We start from the raw sequence: 16961 nt of genomic DNA on the forward strand, positions 1-16961 counted from the left end.
TTGCATGTAACGTATATATAACAGTTAGGATGTACGCTTTCCTGTCACTAGAGAGATAACGAAGAGAACAAGGAATACAAAGAACAGCGCTTTGGCTATAGAAGCTGCCGCTGCGACGATACCAAAAAAACCAAACACACCTGCGATGATGGCAATAAGCAAAAATACGGCTGACCATTTAAGCATAAGGTGTTCCTCCTTCATTGTGATCATTTTGATTTCGAAATAATGATTTCAGATGCCTAATTTTCGTGTTTGCATGTTGATTAACCACAGCTTAGGATTACCAAACAATTGGCTAATTCTGTTTCAAAGCCCCTTCTTCAGGGTATTAATTCATAATTGCTATGCGGAAAAATGTGTTATGCTTGGGAACACGGAGAAAGGCGGTATTCACCTATGATATTGGAGATTAGTGCATTACTTGCTGCAATAGCGTTCGCAGTGCTGGTGTTCTATTTGATTCAAACGTTGTTGTCAGCTAAGCGCTCCCTAGAGCGGGCTGCAGATACGCTTGAACAAGTGCAGCAAACCGTGAGCTTATTGAGCGGAGACTTGCAGGGTGTCGCCAAAAATGCAAATGAGCTCTCTCAGGATCTATCTGAGCAATTGAAGAAAATGGAGCCGGTTATGGATTCCGTTCAACATGCAGGTGAAGCATTGAACGAAATCTCAATCGCTGCGAAGCAAGTTTCGGTCGGATTAGTTAAGGGAGTACGCCGAGCAGCAGGCCGATTTGAACGCAAGCCAGATATAGATAAACGGGAACCTAAGATGAACCGGGCAACATCTGTATCAGCGCCAGCTCCGGCAGCGACGCAGAGGCAGCCAGAGGTTGCTGCAGCAACGAAGGAGATACCTTGTACAATTGAGGATAATCAATTGCGGGAACAACTGCCACAGGGACAGGGTCAAGCTCATGCATCAGCTGCCCATCGGCAGGATTGGAAGGAATGGATTGATGTCGGAACGAAGCTGTGGCAATTATGGAGACAGCGCGGTTAGCGCAGCCAAGCCGGTTAACAGTATAGTTAGCCGGCTTTCACTTTTTTTCACAAGCAAGTAACAAAAAAGATGATCTTATTTAACTTTTTCCGGTATAGTGGTAGTTGGGAATTATGGGGGACTATGTCGAATAGAAACGAACTATATATCATAATCGATGAGGGGAGGAGAGTATGATGAACGTTCTCGTCGTTGATGACAATCCGACGAATGTCATGCTCATTCGGGAAATCCTTCGTAAAGCCGGCTACGACGGAGTGCAGACGGCTTCGTCAGCCCATGAAATGTATGAAGTGCTTGGAATGGATGGACCGCTTGGACCGATGTATGTACCCGATATTGATCTTATTTTATTGGATATGATGATGCCGGAGATTGATGGCTTGGAAGCCTGTCGCACAATCCAGCAATACTCCGAGCTTCGAGATATTCCGATCATTATCGTAACAGCGATTGGGGATTCTAATATGCTCGCTGAAGCGCTGGATGCAGGTGCAGTTGATTATGTAACGAAGCCGATCAACCGGGTAGAGTTGTTGGCTCGCATTCGGTTGGCGCTTCGACTGAAGCGGGAGAAGGATTGGCATAAGGAGCGGGATCGCCATATTCGCGATGAGTTAAGCTTAGCAGCGAAGGTGCAGAACTCTGTACTGACAGAGCCTTATCAGGATGAGCATATTGCGATCAATGCACTGTATCAGCCTTCTGAGGAGCTTGCCGGAGATCTATATGCCTGGTTCCCATTAGGGAAGGGAAGATACGGAATTATTATTATCGATGTCATGGGCCATGGTGTATCCTCTGCCCTGCTTTGCATGTTCATTGCATCTGTCCTTCGGGATGCCGTGATGCAGATTGAACAGCCGGATCTTGTACTGAAGAGGTTGAATACGAAGTTTCATCAGCTTCATATGAACGGGAATTTAATGCTCTATTATATGACTGCATTATACGTTGTTGTAGATACGGACAAGGGCTGCATTCAGTATGCGAATGCAGGGCATCCGCCAGGCGTTGTATTGATGGAGGACGGTAAACTTGTATCTTTGGAATCTACCGGATATCCGGTAGGCATGTTCCCGGATCTAGAGGTAGAAACCAAAGAGGTACAGTGCCATTCGCGTGCTCGAATTGCGATGTATACCGATGGTCTGATGGAGTCAGCAGGGGGCAGCGTGGAGGAAGCGATGGAGCGCATCGCCAATATTCTCCGTCAAGAGGAGACGCTGGATAAAAGCGCGTGGGATGAGTTGTTTGCCCATGGATCTGAAGAGGACAGCGAAGATGACAAGTGTCTGATTTGGGTGGACGTTCATTGATATAGAAGGAGGAGCAGACAGTGAAGTTACGCACGAAATTGATTGCTGGCTTCGTTCTGTTCATGCTTATCATATCCGGACTTGGCTGGGTGTCTTATGATCGCATGAGCAGCTTGCAGCAGGATCTGGATGAAATCTATTCGAAAAGCTTCCGCAAAGTAGAATTGTCCTTTATGATCCGTGACAATATGAATAACATTTCGCGTGAACTAGTAACAGAAATGCTAAACCCGACAGTTGGTGTGAATAGTGGTCATGAGCTAATGAAAAAGGGGAAGATGTATCATGAGAACATCATTACCGCATTTCAAGAGCTTACAGAAGACTATTCGACGGCTCAAGAGCAGAGGCTTATCGATCAAGCGAAGCGCGATTGGGTGAAGTACGATAATTACGTTCAGAAGACAGTGGGATTAGCTGATAAGAATAATTATGAGGAAGCCAACAAGCTGCGCAACAGCGAAGGCTTGGACTATCAACAAAATTTGCTAAACAGCATGAATGACCTCGCGAATTATCATGAAATGAGCATTGACAATCAAGTGCTGGATGCGAGAAAGCATTATGATCAATCGATTACTTGGACTGCAGGAATTATGGCTACTGGTCTTGTTCTTTCATTTGCAATTATGATGTGGGTTATTCCTAGCGTTACACGCAACTTGAACACAATGTCGATCATGATGCGCAGCCTAGCGCGTGGCCGGCTTCGAATTGTACGCAAGCTTGAACCGCATACGAACGACGAGATCGGGGAAGTCATTCAAGTATTCAAGCGCATGGCTGAAGATTTGGAAGCGCGCAAGAAGAATGAGGAATTATATCGCAAGGCCCAAGAGGAGCAAGCATGGATTGACGGCAACGCTGCGCGCGTTACGGAGTTGCTCAACGGAGCAGCCACTCTGAATCAAGTAGGGCAGATGTTCATCAGTGAGTTTGTGCCTACTCTTGGTGCGCAGTATGGAGCTTTGTACATTCGAAATGATGCAAACCATCCGGATGAGTTTGAATTGTTCGGCACGTATGCGGCGACAGAAGAGCTGAAGGCCCAGAACAAAATGGTTGTTGGCCAAGGCTTGCTTGGGCAATGCGTGGCTGATGAGAAGCCAATCATAATAAGCGACATGAAGGATTGCTCCATTCGCATTGAATCAGGCGTATGCCAATCTCAAGCGATTGAGCTGATCTTGTTCCCAATAACATTCGAACAACGAGTAATTGCTGTGCTGGAGATGGCATCGCTGACCAAGATGTCTCCTGTTCAGCATCAACTGCTCGAGCAGCTCGCACAGAAGCTTGGCGTAATCGTGCATACCATCTCAGGACGCTTGCGTGTAGAAGAATTGTTGCGTGAATCACAGGCGCTTACTGAGGAACTGCAGGCCCAGTCTGAAGAGCTGTTGACACAGCAAGAAGAATTGAAGCGTTCGAATGAACATTTGGAATCTCATACCGAGGCCTTGAAGCGTTCAGAGGAAATGCTTCAGCGTCAGCAGGAGGAGCTGGAGCATTTTAATACCGAACTGATCGCCAAGACGCGTGCGCTGGAAGAGCAGATGTTGGCAACTCAAGAGAAGAATGAAGAGCTTGAGGGTGCACGGACGATATTAGAGCGCCAGACGCTGCAATTGGCCTTGGCGTCGAAGTATAAATCGGAGTTTTTGGCTAATATGTCCCATGAGCTGCGCACTCCACTGAACAGTCTGCTCGTACTGTCCCAACTGCTAGCGGAAAATAAGGAAGGCAACTTGGAACAGAAGCAGGTCGAATATGCGCGCACCATTAATATGTCTGGCTCTGATTTGCTGAAGATGATCGATGAAATTCTGGATTTGTCCAAGATAGATGCAGGAAAGATGCAATTGAATTTTGAAAAGATCTACTTGAGTGAACTGGCATCCTTTATGCGCGACAGCTTTGAGACGATTGCGGCACAAAAAGGCTTAAAGTTCCATGTAGAAATGGAACCCGATTTGCCAGATTCCCTTGTCACAGATGGACATCGGGTGAAGCAGGTCGTTCGCAATTTGCTTGGCAATGCGTTCAAGTTCACAACGAAAGGCTCGGTCACCCTGCAAATCACGAAGGCGAAACCGGATCAACTTCCTTCTTCACTTCAGGAAAGTCAAGAATCATATTTGGCTATACATGTGATAGATACAGGAATTGGAATTCCGCGAAATAAGCAGGAATTGATCTTTGAAGCGTTCCAGCAGCTGGATGGGACAACAAGCCGCAACTATGGCGGTGCAGGACTCGGACTGTCCATCAGCCGCGAGCTGGCAAGGCTGCTAGGCGGCAAGCTGCAATTAGTGAGCCAAGAGAATGAAGGAAGCACCTTTACTTTCTTCCTTCCTATGAAGGCAATTGAGCCGTCTTCTATTCCGGTCAATTCCTCGGTTGCCCTGTATGAAAAGGCAATTGCTGAAGCTCAAGCCTCTCTATCTGGAGAGAAGGAGCATGAGCATGCAGAACTGGAGAATAGTAAGCTTGGCAAGCCGCATATGCCATTAACATCTATGACTAATGAGGCAATTGCACTTACAGAATGGGAAGAAACGTTGCTTAAAGAAGTTGCTGCTGGTGAAGAAGAGGAAGGACATGGGTGGCCGTTTGGACAGAGGAAGCTGCTCATCGTCGAAGATGACGGGCCGCAGCGCCAATCCTTGATTGCTTTGATCGAAGGAGCAGATGTAGCAGTTACGGCTGTTTCGACGGGAACGGAAGCACTCAAGGTACTAGGGGAAGAAAAGTTCGACGGTATGGTTCTCGATCTGCTGCTTCCTGACATGACGGGATTCGAATTAATGGACAAGATTAGCAATCATTCTCGTCTACGCCGCATTCCAATTATCGTCTATACAGGCAAGCTGTTGGACGCAAAGGAAGAGACGGAGCTAAAGAAGCGGGCGCAGAGTATCATTATAAAAGATGTGAAATCTCCTGAACGTCTGCTGCAGGAAACGATGATTCTTTTGAAGCGCTCGGAGGAATCTCAGTCAGGCGCTGAAGAGGAAAGCCGAGGGCCAAGTGATTTGCTGCTGTCAGGCAAGCGCGTGCTGCTTGTAGATGATGATGTCCGCAATGTATTTGCACTATCCAGTGTGCTTGAACAATATGACATGAACATCGTGTACGCCGAAAATGGTCGTGAAGCGCTAGAAGCATTGGATAAGGAAACGAATTTCGATCTTATTCTCATGGATATGATGATGCCGGAGATGGATGGCTACGAAGCGATGCGGCGAATTCGCGAGCAGCCGCAGTTTGAGAAGCTGCCGATCATTGCGCTGACGGCAAAGGCTATGAAGGAAGATCGCAATAAGTGCATTGAAGCAGGAGCGTCTGATTATGTCAGCAAGCCGTTCCAAACAGAGCAGCTGCTTTCATTGATGCGAGTATGGTTATATAAATAACAGAGAATCAATGTTGAGACGATGAATGAAGGAGCAAGGATGAGACATGAACGGAAACGGACTCGGTTTACATGATGAGAGAAGAAGACCCCAGGATGCGGACCGAGAACGCATTGAAATAGAATTGCTGCTTGAAGGTGTTTTTCGAGTTTACGGCTACGATTTCCGGGACTATGCATATCCTTCGCTCAAACGGCGCATCTGGCATCAGGTACATGCCGAGAATGTGGCAACAATATCGGAGCTGCAGAGCCGAGTGCTCTATAACCGAGATTGCTTGCAGCGGTTTGTCCGCAGCTTGTCGATCCCCGTTACAGAGATGTTCCGCGATCCGTCGATGTTCTTGGCCTTTCGTACTCAGGTCGTCCCTATGCTGCGTACTTATCCATATATTCGGATATGGCATGCGGGCTGCTCAACTGGTGAGGAAGTCTACTCCATGGCGATTTTGCTGCACGAGGAAGGGCTGTATGAGAAGACGAGGCTGTATGCAACCGATATGAATCCGCAATCGCTGCAGAAAGCCAAAGAAGGCGTCTGCCCGATGGACAAGATGCGTACGTATACGAAAAATTATTTGGATGCGGGTGGAACGAGCTCCTTCTCCGAATATTATACAGCTTCTGGAGAGGGAGTCGTCATTCATCCGTACTTGCGTAAAAATGTCATTTTTGCGGAGCATAACTTGGCAACGGATCGATCCTTTAATGAATTTAACGTCATCTTATGCCGAAATGTCATGATTTATTTTAATGAGCCGCTGCGCAACCGGGTTCATGATCTTTTCTATGAGAGCTTGGCGCCACTAGGTGTGCTTATTGTCGGAGGCAAGGAGTCCTTGCATTTTACAGGGAGAGAATCTCAATACGAGGAGATTGATCGTAACGAGAAGATTTATCGTAAAATACGATAGGAGGCACGATTGTGAACACCTTGGAACCAATCAATATTTTGCTCGTTGATGACAGGCACGAGAACTTACTTGCGCTTGAAGCCGTATTGTCCGAGGAAAGCTATCGCTTGGTCAAGGCTACTTCTGGAGAGGAAGCTTTGCGCCACTTGATGAAAGAGGAATTTGCCGTTATTGTGCTTGATGTGCAAATGCCGGGCATGGATGGGATTGAGACGGCAAAATGGATTAAGGCGCGAGAAAAGACTAAAAATATCCCGATTATATTCGTGTCTGCTAATTATAAAGAAACCGAGCATTTATTCGCTGGTTATTCAGCCGGCGGGGTTGATTATATGGTGAAGCCGTTCGTTCCTCATATTTTGAAATCAAAGATTCACAGCTTTGTAGGCATATTTCAGGCACAGAAACGGCTGCAAGCGCAGAAAATGCTTCTTCATCAGAAGACGAAAGAACTGGAGCGGATGAATAGTGAGCTGGCCGCAGCCAAGGAAGCTGCAGAACGTGCCGCGCTGGCCAGAACGCAATTTTTAGCGATGATGAGCCATGAGATTCGCACGCCGATGAATGGAGTGCTCGGCATGGTTGATCTGTTGCTCGATACAGAGCTGAACAGCGATCAATTGAACTATGCGGAACTGATCCGTAAGAGCGCTGATACGCTCATCCGCACCATTAACAATATTCTCGATTTCACCAAGATGGAATCGGGGAAGCTGGAGCTGGAAGAATTTCCGTTTGATACGAACTCGCTCATTACAGAAGTGTACGAGCTGTTCATGGTCGAGGCGAATAAAAGAGATTTGACCTTATCCTATTCGATGGATGAGGATGTGCCTGCATTATTGTATGGAGATATGCTGCGTGTAAGACAAATTCTCATTAATCTCGTAGGGAATGCGGTTAAATTTACAAATAACGGAAATGTCGGTATCCATGTGTCTATTATCGACACGAAGCAGACTGAACAAGGGAAGCAGTTCCACGTTCAATTCGATGTGCGAGATACGGGCATCGGTATTCCGGTAGATAAAATGGAAGGGCTGTTCCAGCCATTTGCACAGCTGGATTCGTCTATGAACCGCAAATATGGCGGAAGTGGATTGGGGCTTGCGATATGCAAGTCGCTCGTGCAACTGATGAATGGAGATATTCGTGCTACTCCGGTTCCGGAGGGAGCATTATTTACATTTGACGTATGGCTTAAGGAATGTGGCGAGTAATTGCCACATTCTTTTCCCATTTGTTTCGATTCAGTGAATGAAGGTTATTTACCAATTAAAGTACACTTTACTAGTTTACCTGTGTTAGGAGAGGAAAGTTATGAGCGGAAAGAAGTTTGCAGTGAAGATAATCCAGCAAGAGGGGCAAGTAATTGTTCAACCTTGTGGAGATTTGGACTTGGCAGCAGCCAAGGAGTTCCGTTCCACGATGGAACCGATTGTGAACGATGCGAAGACAGAGCTTACATTAGATTTGAATGAATTGACGTATATAGATAGTACAGGGATTGGAATTTTGATCTCGATTTTGAAGATGCGTCATGAGCAGAAGTCTGCTTTCCGTATTACGAATGTACCGACACATGTCCAAAAACTTTTTGATATGACTGGCATTTCGAAATTTCTGACCCCGCAAGCCTAAACAAATGAACGATGAAAGGGAATGAATCAGAATTATGGAACACGCAAGAGAGCTGAAGCGCGTTAAATTATCATTGCCGGCACAGGCCGAATATGTGGAGTTGGCACGATTAACGTTGTACGGTATCGCAAGCCGTATCGGATTTTCCTATGAAGATATTGAGGATATGAAGGTAGCGATTTCGGAGGCTTGTAACAATGCGGTGCTGTATGCGTATGATTCGCATGGTGGAGTCGTTGAAGTATTGTTTGAGGTTGCTGAGGATGAGATTGAGATCATCGTGCAGGATGAGGGAGCGAGCTTTGACGCAGCAAGCAAGACCAATGGGTTGGAAGCTTTGCACGATAAGCAGCTCGAAGATATTCAGGCCGGTGGACTTGGATTCTATTTAATGCAGGCGTTGATGGATGAGGTTGAAGTGAAAAGTGTCGATGGTCATGGCACCGTAGTGAAGATGAAGAAGCGGCTGCAACAAAGCGGGGAACTTCTATGAGTGCTGCCCCTCAACATCATTCATCCGATAAAGCAATCCGGCTTATCCACGAATACCAAGCAACAAATGATAATGAGATCGCTACTATCCTCATTCAGAAGTATGATCCAATGGTAAAAATGGCTGCTGGCAAGATATCGCGCAACCGACCAGATTTGTATGAAGACTTGATGCAAGTTGGCAATATGGCATTAATACGCTTATTGAAGCAGTTTGACAGTTCATTAGGCGTTCCTTTCGAAGCTTATGCAATGAAAAGCATGATCGGCCATATGAAGAATTTTTTGCGTGACAAATCATGGTATATCCAAGTACCCCGCCGCATTAAGGAAAAAGGCGCGCTCGTGCAGCAAACCATTGACGAACTGACGATGAAGCTCGAACGATCGCCGAATGTAAATGAGATTGCGGAGAAGCTGGAATTGTCCGTCGAGGAAACTGTCGAGGTGTTGGCAGGACGCGAATGCTATCATTATGTCTCCCTAGATACGCCTCTATCTCAGGATGAGAGTGCTGCTACATTAGGGGAGCTGATTCGGTCTGAGGCCGATGATTTCGAGTCAGTGGAACGCAAGATGGATCTTATGGAAGCCATAAAAGAGCTCAAACCGGAAGAACAAAATGTGTTGGCACTTATTTATAATGAAGGATTATCACAACGCACCGCAGCGGATCGCCTTGGCATTTCTCAGATGAGCGTATCTCGCATTCAGCGTCGTGCAACGGAAAAGCTTAAAAAAATATTGACTGCGAATGACGCTTCGTAGAATAGATGAAGATGCTTGTCTATATAGACAGCATCTTCATTTCGTGTGATATTCAATTTCTTGAACTCCATTTAATGAAGGATTTCCTTCTATTCTTCCTTCTTCAGTTCTTCTGCAACTTCCTCAGCTACATCTGCTGTTGCTTCTTTCAATTGATCCGCAGTGCCTGCTGTTGCTTCCTTAACTGTTGCAGCGAATTCCTTAGATGCTTCTTTTACGCTGCTCACGACGGCTCCTGCTTTTGAACCGACGTTTTTTACCGTTTCGGCTGTACGGGATCCAAGATCTGTTGCCAGTTCTTTTGTTTTACCCCCTACTTGCTGTGCCTTATCTCCAATATCCGCGCGTAGCTCACGTCCAGATTTCGGTGCTAGAAGCAGAGCGGCAGCAGCACCTATAGCGCTCCCGATTAGAAGCCCCTTTACGAATGTACTGCAATTTGTTTGTGCGTTGTTGCATTCTGCATTTTGGCTCATGATAACCTCTCCTTTACGCGTAGTCCATTGTCTTACTAGTGGATTACACATATTTGGGAAGTTTGAAACAGAGGTGCCGCTTATCGTATTCCTTATTTGCGATCCCTCAACCATTGCATCGCCATGATCGTGAATAGAAGCCAGATAGCACCAGCCGTGAAGCCGCCCAGCACATCTGTGACATAATGAACGCCTAGATAAATGCGGCTAAGCCCGATGCATATAATAAGTAGAGCGGTAAGCACAAGAACATATCCGGCAGGCTTTCCTTGTTCTTTCAGATGCACCCATATCAAATATCCAATCATGCCGAAAAAGGCGGTACTGACCATGGAGTGCCCGCTTGGGAAGCTGTACCCATGCTCAACAACCCAATGCTCCCAGTCTGGTCTTGCCCGCCGGAAGCAGAGCTTCAATCCTTCATTGACTAAAGCGCCTCCGAGCGAGGCAGTCAGCAGGCTCATGGCATCCCATCTGCGCTTGAACACAAAGGCAAGGAGTATAATGAGTATGCCAGCCAATGGCACAACGACACGGCTGGAGCCTATATGGGTAATCCAGGTAACGATAGAAGTTAACGTCGGGGAGGCTGCTTGGCGAACCGTTTCGGTTACGTAACGGTCGAAATCAGTCGTTTGATTCAGAAGCACACTTCTAGTTATAAAAAAGAAAACGATAGCCAAGATAAGCGTCGCGGCTGCTCCCCCAAGAAGATTTAGCGCAAACTTGCGCTTTGCTTCTGGCGTAATGCCTCGATATTGTTGATTCACAGTTGTCAACACTTCTCCTTTGGGTGTATGTTTACATTACAAGATGTCCGATAATCTTTCTTAATGTACGAAATAGGGACAAAAGGTAAATATGTAATATCAATAACATATTTCCATGCTTTGTTGCAACTGGAAGAATGAAAGGAAGACGACCATGAATGAACGTTTAGTGGAGGAAACACGAAACGGCTGGTTGGAGTGTGAGCATCGCGGAGCAATTTGTGGTGTTGATCGCCAAATGCAGCCTCAATATGCGCTTGGGGATATACATACACCGATGTTCCTGCGTTCAGCAGGAAAGCCGTTGCAGGCTATCCCTGTTGTGCGAAGCGGAACACTCGAGCATTATGGTTTGGCGCCTCGGGATTTGGCACTCATGACGGCTTCTCATCGGGGAGAATCCATTCATATTGATACGATGGAGCACATTATGCAATGTGCAGGGCTTGAAGAGAAGCATCTGATTTGCTCCCCCTCTTATCCACTGAACGAAGAAGTGAAAGAGCAGTATTTGCGCAATGGCGGAGAGCGCCGAAGAGCGTACCATAATTGTGCCGGGAAGCATTTTGGCGTACTTGCATGGAGCCATATGATGGGCTGGGATCTGAATACGTATGCGGAGCCAAGCCATCCGGCACAGCAGGAAATTACGCGTACAATTAGTGAGATGGCTGGCATTGCTCCTGAACAGATGCATGCAGGTACCGATGGCTGCGGCTTCCCCGTATATGCACTTCCACTTCAAGGGTTGGCAACCGCATATATGAAGATGGCCTGTCCTGAGCTCATTGCGGATAAAGCGACTCGTACGGCTGCTGAGCGGATTCGAAACGCGATGCAGGAGCATCCATTATTAGTTGGCGGTACGAATCGAATTGACTCGCTGCTTATGGAGGATAAGAATATCGTTGCCAAAGGCGGCTTCAAAGGAATATTCGCTTTCGGACTGCGCAATGAGGGATTAGGATTCGCGTTCAAGGTTGCGGATGGATCAGATGAGGAATGGTCACTTATTGTCGGTTCCATACTTGAGCAGATCGGGTATCAAGAAAAGTCAACGATAGAGCGTATCCGTCAAGTGTTCCCAGGTACAATTCTGAACGACAACGGTCGAATAGTCGGTGAGCAGAAGGCGGTATTCCAGCTCCAAGCATTAGAGTGATCGAGATGACGCGCAATCGGTTGCAGCATGACATTGCAGAAGAGGTGAGCTTATGAATTCCATACTGTTAGAGGTTATCGGAACAACTGTGCAAGAAGTGAAGGAAGCAGCACTGCATGGAGCGGATCGCATTGAGCTGATAACTGCATTTTCAGAAGGGGGATTGACCCCCAGTCTTGGGCTTATTGAAGAGGCGGTCGCCTCTGTCAGCATTCCGGTTAATGTGATGGTGCGACCTCACAGCCGCTCATTCGTATATGATAAGGATGATCAAGCAACGATTTTGCGTGATATTCGCTTAATACGTAAGACGGGAGCGAATGCCATCGTGTTTGGCGCATTGACACCAGAGGGCAAAGTAGACGCTGAACTGCTAGAACGGGTATTGGATGCAGCCGGCGAGATACCGCTGACCTTCCATCGTGCGATCGACCAATCCAGCGACCTGCTTCAAGCCTTGAATGTGCTGCTGGCTTATCCGCAAGTAACAACCGTGCTGACCTCCGGTGGCGAGCCAAGTGCGCTGCAAGGACTTGCATGTATCCAGGCAATGGTCCAAGCAGCCGGTTCATCGCTTGAAATATTGGCCGGAAGCGGCCTTACAGCAGAGACGGTAGTTGATTTTGTAAGAAAGGCTGGAGTGAAGCAGGTTCACTTCGGCTCGAATGTACGCATTGGCGGTCATTCCTTAGCGCCAATCGATCCTGAGCGCTTGCGTGCATTGCGATCGTCTCTTAATACGATAACGGTGTAAAATAAGAAATAGCTCCCAATCCGCTCTGCTAAGCAGTGCGAGCTGGGAGCTATTTTTACATTCATCCGATAATCGGTGGTGCGATCAGGTTAGTGGATTAAGAGCGGCGCAATTTGCCAAGCTCGGACACAATCGCCTCAACTTCACTTATGCTGAAGGCAGGCTTGCTCATAATGATATCGTAAATGTCCTTAATGTCATCATATTGCTCCACGGAGAACGCAGAGGACTGCATGGCTGCTGCTGTAGCCATCTTTAATTTATCCTTGATCACATCAATCATCATCTCTACATTGGCTTGCGTTCTTTCATTGGTAATCATGGTTCTCCTCCTTAGACGCTATGCTCGATAACGTCCTATTCAACATGTCCGTATTGTATCACGAAAGAAGAGGAAACAAAATGCATGTTCTTGCTTATTTCAATGCGGTTTCTCTTGATGCGCTTGCTTTTTTCTTGTGTTCGCACACCGCTTGGCATCAGTGGAAATGTACAGTAGAATGAATCATTAAGTACAATGATCAGAAGGAGCTTTTGCCCATGCAAGTCAATGGAAAGATGAATAAGGTATATGAACAGAGCGGGCAAAAAATTCGCTGCACCATTGAACGGCTTCGTGAATGGCTGCGCCAGGTTGCCAGCGAGCATCAAGGAGAGGAAGTTGTGTTCATCTGTATCGGTACAGATCGGTCTACAGGTGATGCGCTCGGACCCTTGGTTGGATCGCGCCTTGCACAAAGCGGCTTGAAGGTGATTGGAACCATGGAGGAGCCATGCGATGCCACCAATCTGGAATTCCGTATTTCTTCTTTGCGTAAGGAGGAAGTGACGATTGCAATCGACGCTTGTCTGGGGCATCCGGGTTCTGTTGGACAATATCTAGTCAGGTATTCCTCCCTGCAGCCAGCAGAATCGGTAGGTGCGGATATGCCGGCAGTAGGGCAGTACAGCATAGCCTGTGTCGTGAATGTGAACGGACCGAAGCCATACTGGACCCTACAGACCACATCCTTGCATCACGTTATGAAGATGGCAGACGATGTAGCGGGGGCGATCATCGAATCATTTCTTCCACAGCCAAGCATAAATCCGAATCATCTTCCATACAAATGATGTCGTGGGCAAAAAAAGATGGAGCCGGATCACCCGCCGCCTCCATCATGTGGTTCATATGCATGTATGTTTAGATGCTGTACCGATCCGTTCTAGGGGAACGGATCATTTTTTGGTTTCCCGGTCCGTCAGCTTGATAATGAGCTGAACTAACCCGAGAATAAATGCACTCGTGGCGAAGAAAATTTCGAACCCTTGCATATCGTTCACCCCCCATCTGTATGAAGTCGCAGATTACTGGTATGAGCGATGCTTTGAACTGGCTGCTGATTCGGGTATATATGGGTAGTGTAATATACTATATATGTATGGATGTTTTTGGAATGAAAGAATGCTTTGGACAAGCTTTTTTGAAAATTTTATGTAATGGTAATAAAAGGCGCATAATTCGGTGTGCTCTGCGTAAAATGGAAATTTGCGTTTTTAGTGAGTGCGCCTATATGAAAGAGGGATGAGACATGGCAAGAATTCAGGTAGATCCTAATTTTACGATGAATGTGGAGCAGCAAGGAGAAGGGCCTGCTGTCATTTTGCTTCACGGCTATTGCGGAAGTTCGCAATACTGGGAAGAACTTATGCCGATGCTGGCGACGAGCTATCGCGTCATTGCACCTGATTTGCGGGGGCATGGCAAGTCAGATTCACCAGTAGGTGCATATACGATTGAGCAAATGGCAGATGATGTGCTTGCACTTGCCGATAAGCTTGAGCTTACAGAATTTGTGCTGCTTGGCCATTCCCTTGGCGGATATATTGCGTTGTCATTCGCTCAGCGCTTTAGCAACCGATTAAAGGGATTTGGGCTCGTTCATTCCACTAGCTTGCCTGATACCGAAGAAGGAAAGAAGAACCGCTTGTCTGTTGTTGAGACATTGCAATCACAAGGCATTGTTCCTGTTGTAGATGGGCTGGTTCCGAAGCTGTTCGCACCGCAGCATTTCGATGAGTATGCGATACAAGTGAACAAGGCGAAGGAAATTGGTTATGGCACTCCACCGCAAGGGGCTGCTGGGGCAGCACTGGCGATGAGAGAACGCCCTGACCGGACTGCAGTACTGGAGGCTTCCCGTATTCCTGTACTATTATTAGCAGGGGAGAATGATCAAGTTGTAACGCAAGAGAAAGCATTTACGGCCAGCGGTGAACATATCTCTCAAGTCACACTGGAGAAGGCGGGCCATATGAGCATGATGGAGACACCGATGGCGCTAGCGGATGCGCTGCATACGTATTTGACGAAGGTATTTCGTTAATCGATCGGAAAATGTACCAGTAGATGCAGAATAAATGGGCGATAAGGCGTTAAGGGCATCTTCACTTGAGGAAGATGCCCTTTTTCGCTATACTTGACTTACTTTTTGGATGTTGCATTCACGAAAATATTGACATGAAGCGAGGCTTTGGCATGAATGAGGCGTTTAAAGCACTTGCGGATCCGACGAGGCGGAAGATTATAACCCTGCTGAAGGATAAGGACATGACGGCAGGCGATATCGCTGAACACTTCAGTATGACGAAGCCAAGCGTGTCTCATCATTTGAATGGGCTGAAGCAGGCTAAACTCATTATCGATGAGCGGCGGGGCCAGCATATATGGTACTCGCTCAACACAACCGTATTGCAGGAGGCTCTTGGCTGGTTTCTTGATATTATTTCATATCAGGATAAAAGAGGGAGTGATGACCAATGAAGCTGCCTAATCAAAATCCGGAGAGAAAGGCATTCCTTGTATTGTTAGTGTACAATGTGATCGTAACTGGATTGATGTGGTTGGCATATCCAAAGCTTCCGGACAGGGTCGTATCCCATTTTAACTTCCATGGCGAGCCTGACGGCACGACGGAGAAGACGATAGCGTTTACGATCTTCTCTGCCATCTTAATTCTTGTCCCCGTACTTATGCCGCTACTTCGACGAGCAGATCCGCAGCAGCACAATTACAAGAAATTCGAATCGACATACATATGGTTCGGGTGGGCATTGTCTGTATTTCTGCAGGCCATATTTGGCATCATGATCGGCTATTATTTCGTTAGCGATATTCCAGTCCAATCCCTGATTTTGACTGCGCTTGGATTGCTGTGGATGTTCCTTGGCAATATGCTTGGGCGCGTTCGCTTCAACTATTTTTTTGGTATCCGTACACCGTGGACGCTTGCCAACGAGCAGGTATGGCGCAGTACGCATCGGCTGGCAGGAAAGGTCTGGTTTTTATCAGGCTTACTTGCATGTACAGGGGCCTGGCTGATGCCTGTTCGTTGGGACGGATATATTGGTTTACTAGCAGTAGCGACATCGGTTTTCGTCCCGACGATTTATTCCTATATTGTCTTTCGATCTAATTCACAACCGAGGTGACTGTCATGCACCAAAGGGATTATTTGCTCCGATTAATTGAAGAGATGACTCGCATGATTGGCCAAGCGCTTGGACTTAGGGAGAAGAAAAAGCGTGAACAACTGATTGTCGAGTGGGATGAATTGCTGCAGCGCCGTTTCCGTATGAGCGGAGAACTTGCTGATAAGCTCCAGGCAGAGGACATTATGCGGCTGTTCCGGACAGGAGAACGCCTGCATGCGGATGAGATACAAGCCTTGGCAATCGTGCTGTATGAGCGGGCTAAGCTGGAGTGGGAACGCAGCAGAAATAATGAAGCAGCATTGCCGTATGGGGCTACCGAAGTGCCGCGGTATGGAGAAAGTACGTTGGAAGCTGGGACGGAAGAGACGTTATATATAAGAAGATTGATGAAGTCTTACGAGCTGCTGATAGAGGCAACTGCACATGGCAGTGATCGAAGGCTGCTTCCCGTACAGGAGGCGATGGATTCGATTTATCAGGCAATCAAGGGCTATCATATCGATGATCGTCTGCGAGAAAAGATGTGGCGCTGGTTCGAACGGGAAGGGCGTTTGGCTGACGCGGAGGACTCTCTGTTCATATGGCTGCGTCGTGCAGAGATGCATCAACCAGAACAGGTAGTAAATCGCTGTGCACAAGCCTTGCAATTTTACGAACGGCTGGATGCAATGTCAGATGAATTGCTGCTAGAGGGCGGTTTAAGCCGGGAGGAGATTCATACTGGCATAGAGGATATTAGCAAGATTACAGCATTGCATATGGAACGGTAGG

At 47.1% G+C, this 16961-nt stretch carries 18 protein-coding genes and 1 pseudogene; 15 read left to right on the forward strand and 4 right to left on the reverse strand.

The window, feature by feature from the left end:
* Positions 1-24: 24 nt before the first annotated feature.
* A complete protein-coding gene (locus NO352_RS01110) occupies positions 25-186 on the reverse strand; it encodes a DUF1328 family protein (protein WP_268620052.1) in 162 nt (53 codons plus the stop codon).
* A gap of 213 nt (positions 187-399) precedes the next feature.
* Between NO352_RS01110 and NO352_RS01115 the strand changes: the two genes are divergently transcribed.
* The 8 genes and pseudogenes from NO352_RS01115 (at position 400) to NO352_RS01150 (ending at position 9554) form a co-directional block, all read left to right on the forward strand.
* Complete coding sequence (locus NO352_RS01115; protein ID WP_268600075.1) at positions 400-1005, forward strand: DUF948 domain-containing protein; 606 nt, start codon at positions 400-402, stop codon at positions 1003-1005.
* A gap of 176 nt (positions 1006-1181) precedes the next feature.
* Complete coding sequence (locus NO352_RS01120) at positions 1182-2324, forward strand: fused response regulator/phosphatase (RefSeq protein WP_268600091.1); 1143 nt, start codon at positions 1182-1184, stop codon at positions 2322-2324.
* A 20-nt stretch (positions 2325-2344) separates the two neighbouring features.
* Complete coding sequence (locus NO352_RS01125; protein WP_289354757.1) at positions 2345-5740, forward strand: response regulator; 3396 nt, start codon at positions 2345-2347, stop codon at positions 5738-5740.
* A 46-nt stretch (positions 5741-5786) separates the two neighbouring features.
* Positions 5787-6653 (forward strand): CheR family methyltransferase, encoded by an 867-nt coding sequence (locus NO352_RS01130; protein ID WP_005542818.1) that lies wholly within the window; start codon positions 5787-5789, stop codon positions 6651-6653.
* 11 nt (positions 6654-6664) lie between these two features.
* Positions 6665-7855, forward strand: a pseudogene (locus NO352_RS01135) (response regulator); the annotation flags it as partial.
* Between the two features lie 118 nt (positions 7856-7973).
* Positions 7974-8294 carry an STAS domain-containing protein gene (locus NO352_RS01140; protein ID WP_289354758.1) on the forward strand — a complete coding sequence of 107 codons (321 nt, stop codon included), beginning with the start codon at positions 7974-7976 and terminating at the stop codon, positions 8292-8294.
* Positions 8295-8328: 34 nt separating this feature from the next.
* Positions 8329-8787 (forward strand): anti-sigma B factor RsbW, encoded by a 459-nt coding sequence (gene rsbW, locus NO352_RS01145; protein ID WP_005542814.1) that lies wholly within the window; start codon positions 8329-8331, stop codon positions 8785-8787.
* Positions 8784-9554 carry a sigma-70 family RNA polymerase sigma factor gene (locus NO352_RS01150; RefSeq protein WP_163976704.1) on the forward strand — a complete coding sequence of 257 codons (771 nt, stop codon included), beginning with the start codon at positions 8784-8786 and terminating at the stop codon, positions 9552-9554. The genes rsbW and NO352_RS01150 overlap by 4 nt, the downstream gene beginning before the upstream one ends.
* Positions 9555-9643: 89 nt before the next feature.
* Here NO352_RS01150 and NO352_RS01155 read toward each other — a convergent pair whose 3' ends face one another.
* Together NO352_RS01155 and NO352_RS01160 are read right to left on the reverse strand one after the other, a co-directional pair.
* On the reverse strand, positions 9644-10030 hold the full coding sequence (locus tag NO352_RS01155) for a YtxH domain-containing protein (RefSeq protein WP_268600079.1): 387 nt from the start codon (positions 10028-10030) through the stop codon (positions 9644-9646).
* A 92-nt stretch (positions 10031-10122) separates the two neighbouring features.
* Positions 10123-10800 (reverse strand): phosphatase PAP2 family protein, encoded by a 678-nt coding sequence (locus tag NO352_RS01160; protein WP_262866347.1) that lies wholly within the window; start codon positions 10798-10800, stop codon positions 10123-10125.
* A 154-nt stretch (positions 10801-10954) separates the two neighbouring features.
* On the opposite strand from NO352_RS01160, the gene NO352_RS01165 reads away from it, so the two are divergent.
* Positions 10955-11962, forward strand: a complete 1008-nt coding sequence (locus tag NO352_RS01165) for an asparaginase (RefSeq protein WP_289354759.1) — start codon at positions 10955-10957, stop codon at positions 11960-11962.
* Positions 11963-12014: 52 nt separating this feature from the next.
* The gene (locus NO352_RS01170; protein ID WP_289354760.1) at positions 12015-12716 is read left to right on the forward strand and encodes a copper homeostasis protein CutC; all 702 of its coding nucleotides are present in this window, start codon (positions 12015-12017) and stop codon (positions 12714-12716) included.
* Positions 12717-12813: 97 nt separating this feature from the next.
* On the opposite strand, the gene NO352_RS01175 is transcribed toward NO352_RS01170, so the two are convergent.
* Positions 12814-13038: a DUF1128 family protein gene (locus NO352_RS01175; RefSeq protein ID WP_005542806.1), complete on the reverse strand. Its 225-nt coding sequence runs from the start codon at positions 13036-13038 to the stop codon at positions 12814-12816.
* Between the two features lie 218 nt (positions 13039-13256).
* Between NO352_RS01175 and yyaC the strand changes: the two genes are divergently transcribed.
* The 5 genes from yyaC to NO352_RS01200 all read left to right on the forward strand — a co-directional run bounded on the left by yyaC (position 13257) and on the right by NO352_RS01200 (position 16960).
* Positions 13257-13829: a spore protease YyaC gene (gene yyaC, locus NO352_RS01180; protein WP_268600082.1), complete on the forward strand. Its 573-nt coding sequence runs from the start codon at positions 13257-13259 to the stop codon at positions 13827-13829.
* A 458-nt stretch (positions 13830-14287) separates the two neighbouring features.
* Complete coding sequence (locus NO352_RS01185; RefSeq protein ID WP_268620048.1) at positions 14288-15082, forward strand: alpha/beta fold hydrolase; 795 nt, start codon at positions 14288-14290, stop codon at positions 15080-15082.
* Between the two features lie 152 nt (positions 15083-15234).
* Positions 15235-15519: an autorepressor SdpR family transcription factor gene (locus NO352_RS01190; RefSeq protein ID WP_005542789.1), complete on the forward strand. Its 285-nt coding sequence runs from the start codon at positions 15235-15237 to the stop codon at positions 15517-15519.
* Positions 15516-16187: an SdpI family protein gene (locus NO352_RS01195; protein WP_268600084.1), complete on the forward strand. Its 672-nt coding sequence runs from the start codon at positions 15516-15518 to the stop codon at positions 16185-16187. Before NO352_RS01190 ends, NO352_RS01195 begins: the two co-directional genes overlap by 4 nt.
* 5 nt (positions 16188-16192) lie before the next feature.
* Complete coding sequence (locus NO352_RS01200) at positions 16193-16960, forward strand: DUF6483 family protein (protein ID WP_005542780.1); 768 nt, start codon at positions 16193-16195, stop codon at positions 16958-16960.
* Position 16961: the final 1 nt, after the last annotated feature.

The sequence above is a fragment of the Paenibacillus sp. S-12 genome, assembly GCF_030363895.1.
GTDB lineage: Bacteria > Bacillota > Bacilli > Paenibacillales > Paenibacillaceae > Paenibacillus_B > Paenibacillus_B alvei.

Excerpts from the sequence above, each read along its gene's own strand:
- NO352_RS01110 (WP_268620052.1), bottom strand. The coding sequence starts at position 186 with ATGCTTAAATGGTCAGCCGTATTTTTGCTTATTGCCATCATCGCAGGT.
- NO352_RS01115 (WP_268600075.1), top strand. The coding sequence starts at position 400 with ATGATATTGGAGATTAGTGCATTACTTGCTGCAATAGCGTTCGCAGTG.
- NO352_RS01120 (WP_268600091.1), top strand. The coding sequence starts at position 1,182 with ATGAACGTTCTCGTCGTTGATGACAATCCGACGAATGTCATGCTCATT.
- NO352_RS01130 (WP_005542818.1), top strand. The coding sequence starts at position 5,787 with ATGAACGGAAACGGACTCGGTTTACATGATGAGAGAAGAAGACCCCAG.
- NO352_RS01140 (WP_289354758.1), top strand. The coding sequence starts at position 7,974 with ATGAGCGGAAAGAAGTTTGCAGTGAAGATAATCCAGCAAGAGGGGCAA.
- rsbW (WP_005542814.1), top strand. The coding sequence starts at position 8,329 with ATGGAACACGCAAGAGAGCTGAAGCGCGTTAAATTATCATTGCCGGCA.
- NO352_RS01150 (WP_163976704.1), top strand. The coding sequence starts at position 8,784 with ATGAGTGCTGCCCCTCAACATCATTCATCCGATAAAGCAATCCGGCTT.
- NO352_RS01155 (WP_268600079.1), bottom strand. The coding sequence starts at position 10,030 with ATGAGCCAAAATGCAGAATGCAACAACGCACAAACAAATTGCAGTACA.
- NO352_RS01165 (WP_289354759.1), top strand. The coding sequence starts at position 10,955 with ATGAATGAACGTTTAGTGGAGGAAACACGAAACGGCTGGTTGGAGTGT.
- NO352_RS01170 (WP_289354760.1), top strand. The coding sequence starts at position 12,015 with ATGAATTCCATACTGTTAGAGGTTATCGGAACAACTGTGCAAGAAGTG.
- NO352_RS01175 (WP_005542806.1), bottom strand. The coding sequence starts at position 13,038 with ATGATTACCAATGAAAGAACGCAAGCCAATGTAGAGATGATGATTGAT.
- yyaC (WP_268600082.1), top strand. The coding sequence starts at position 13,257 with ATGCAAGTCAATGGAAAGATGAATAAGGTATATGAACAGAGCGGGCAA.
- NO352_RS01185 (WP_268620048.1), top strand. The coding sequence starts at position 14,288 with ATGGCAAGAATTCAGGTAGATCCTAATTTTACGATGAATGTGGAGCAG.
- NO352_RS01190 (WP_005542789.1), top strand. The coding sequence starts at position 15,235 with ATGAATGAGGCGTTTAAAGCACTTGCGGATCCGACGAGGCGGAAGATT.
- NO352_RS01195 (WP_268600084.1), top strand. The coding sequence starts at position 15,516 with ATGAAGCTGCCTAATCAAAATCCGGAGAGAAAGGCATTCCTTGTATTG.
- NO352_RS01200 (WP_005542780.1), top strand. The coding sequence starts at position 16,193 with ATGCACCAAAGGGATTATTTGCTCCGATTAATTGAAGAGATGACTCGC.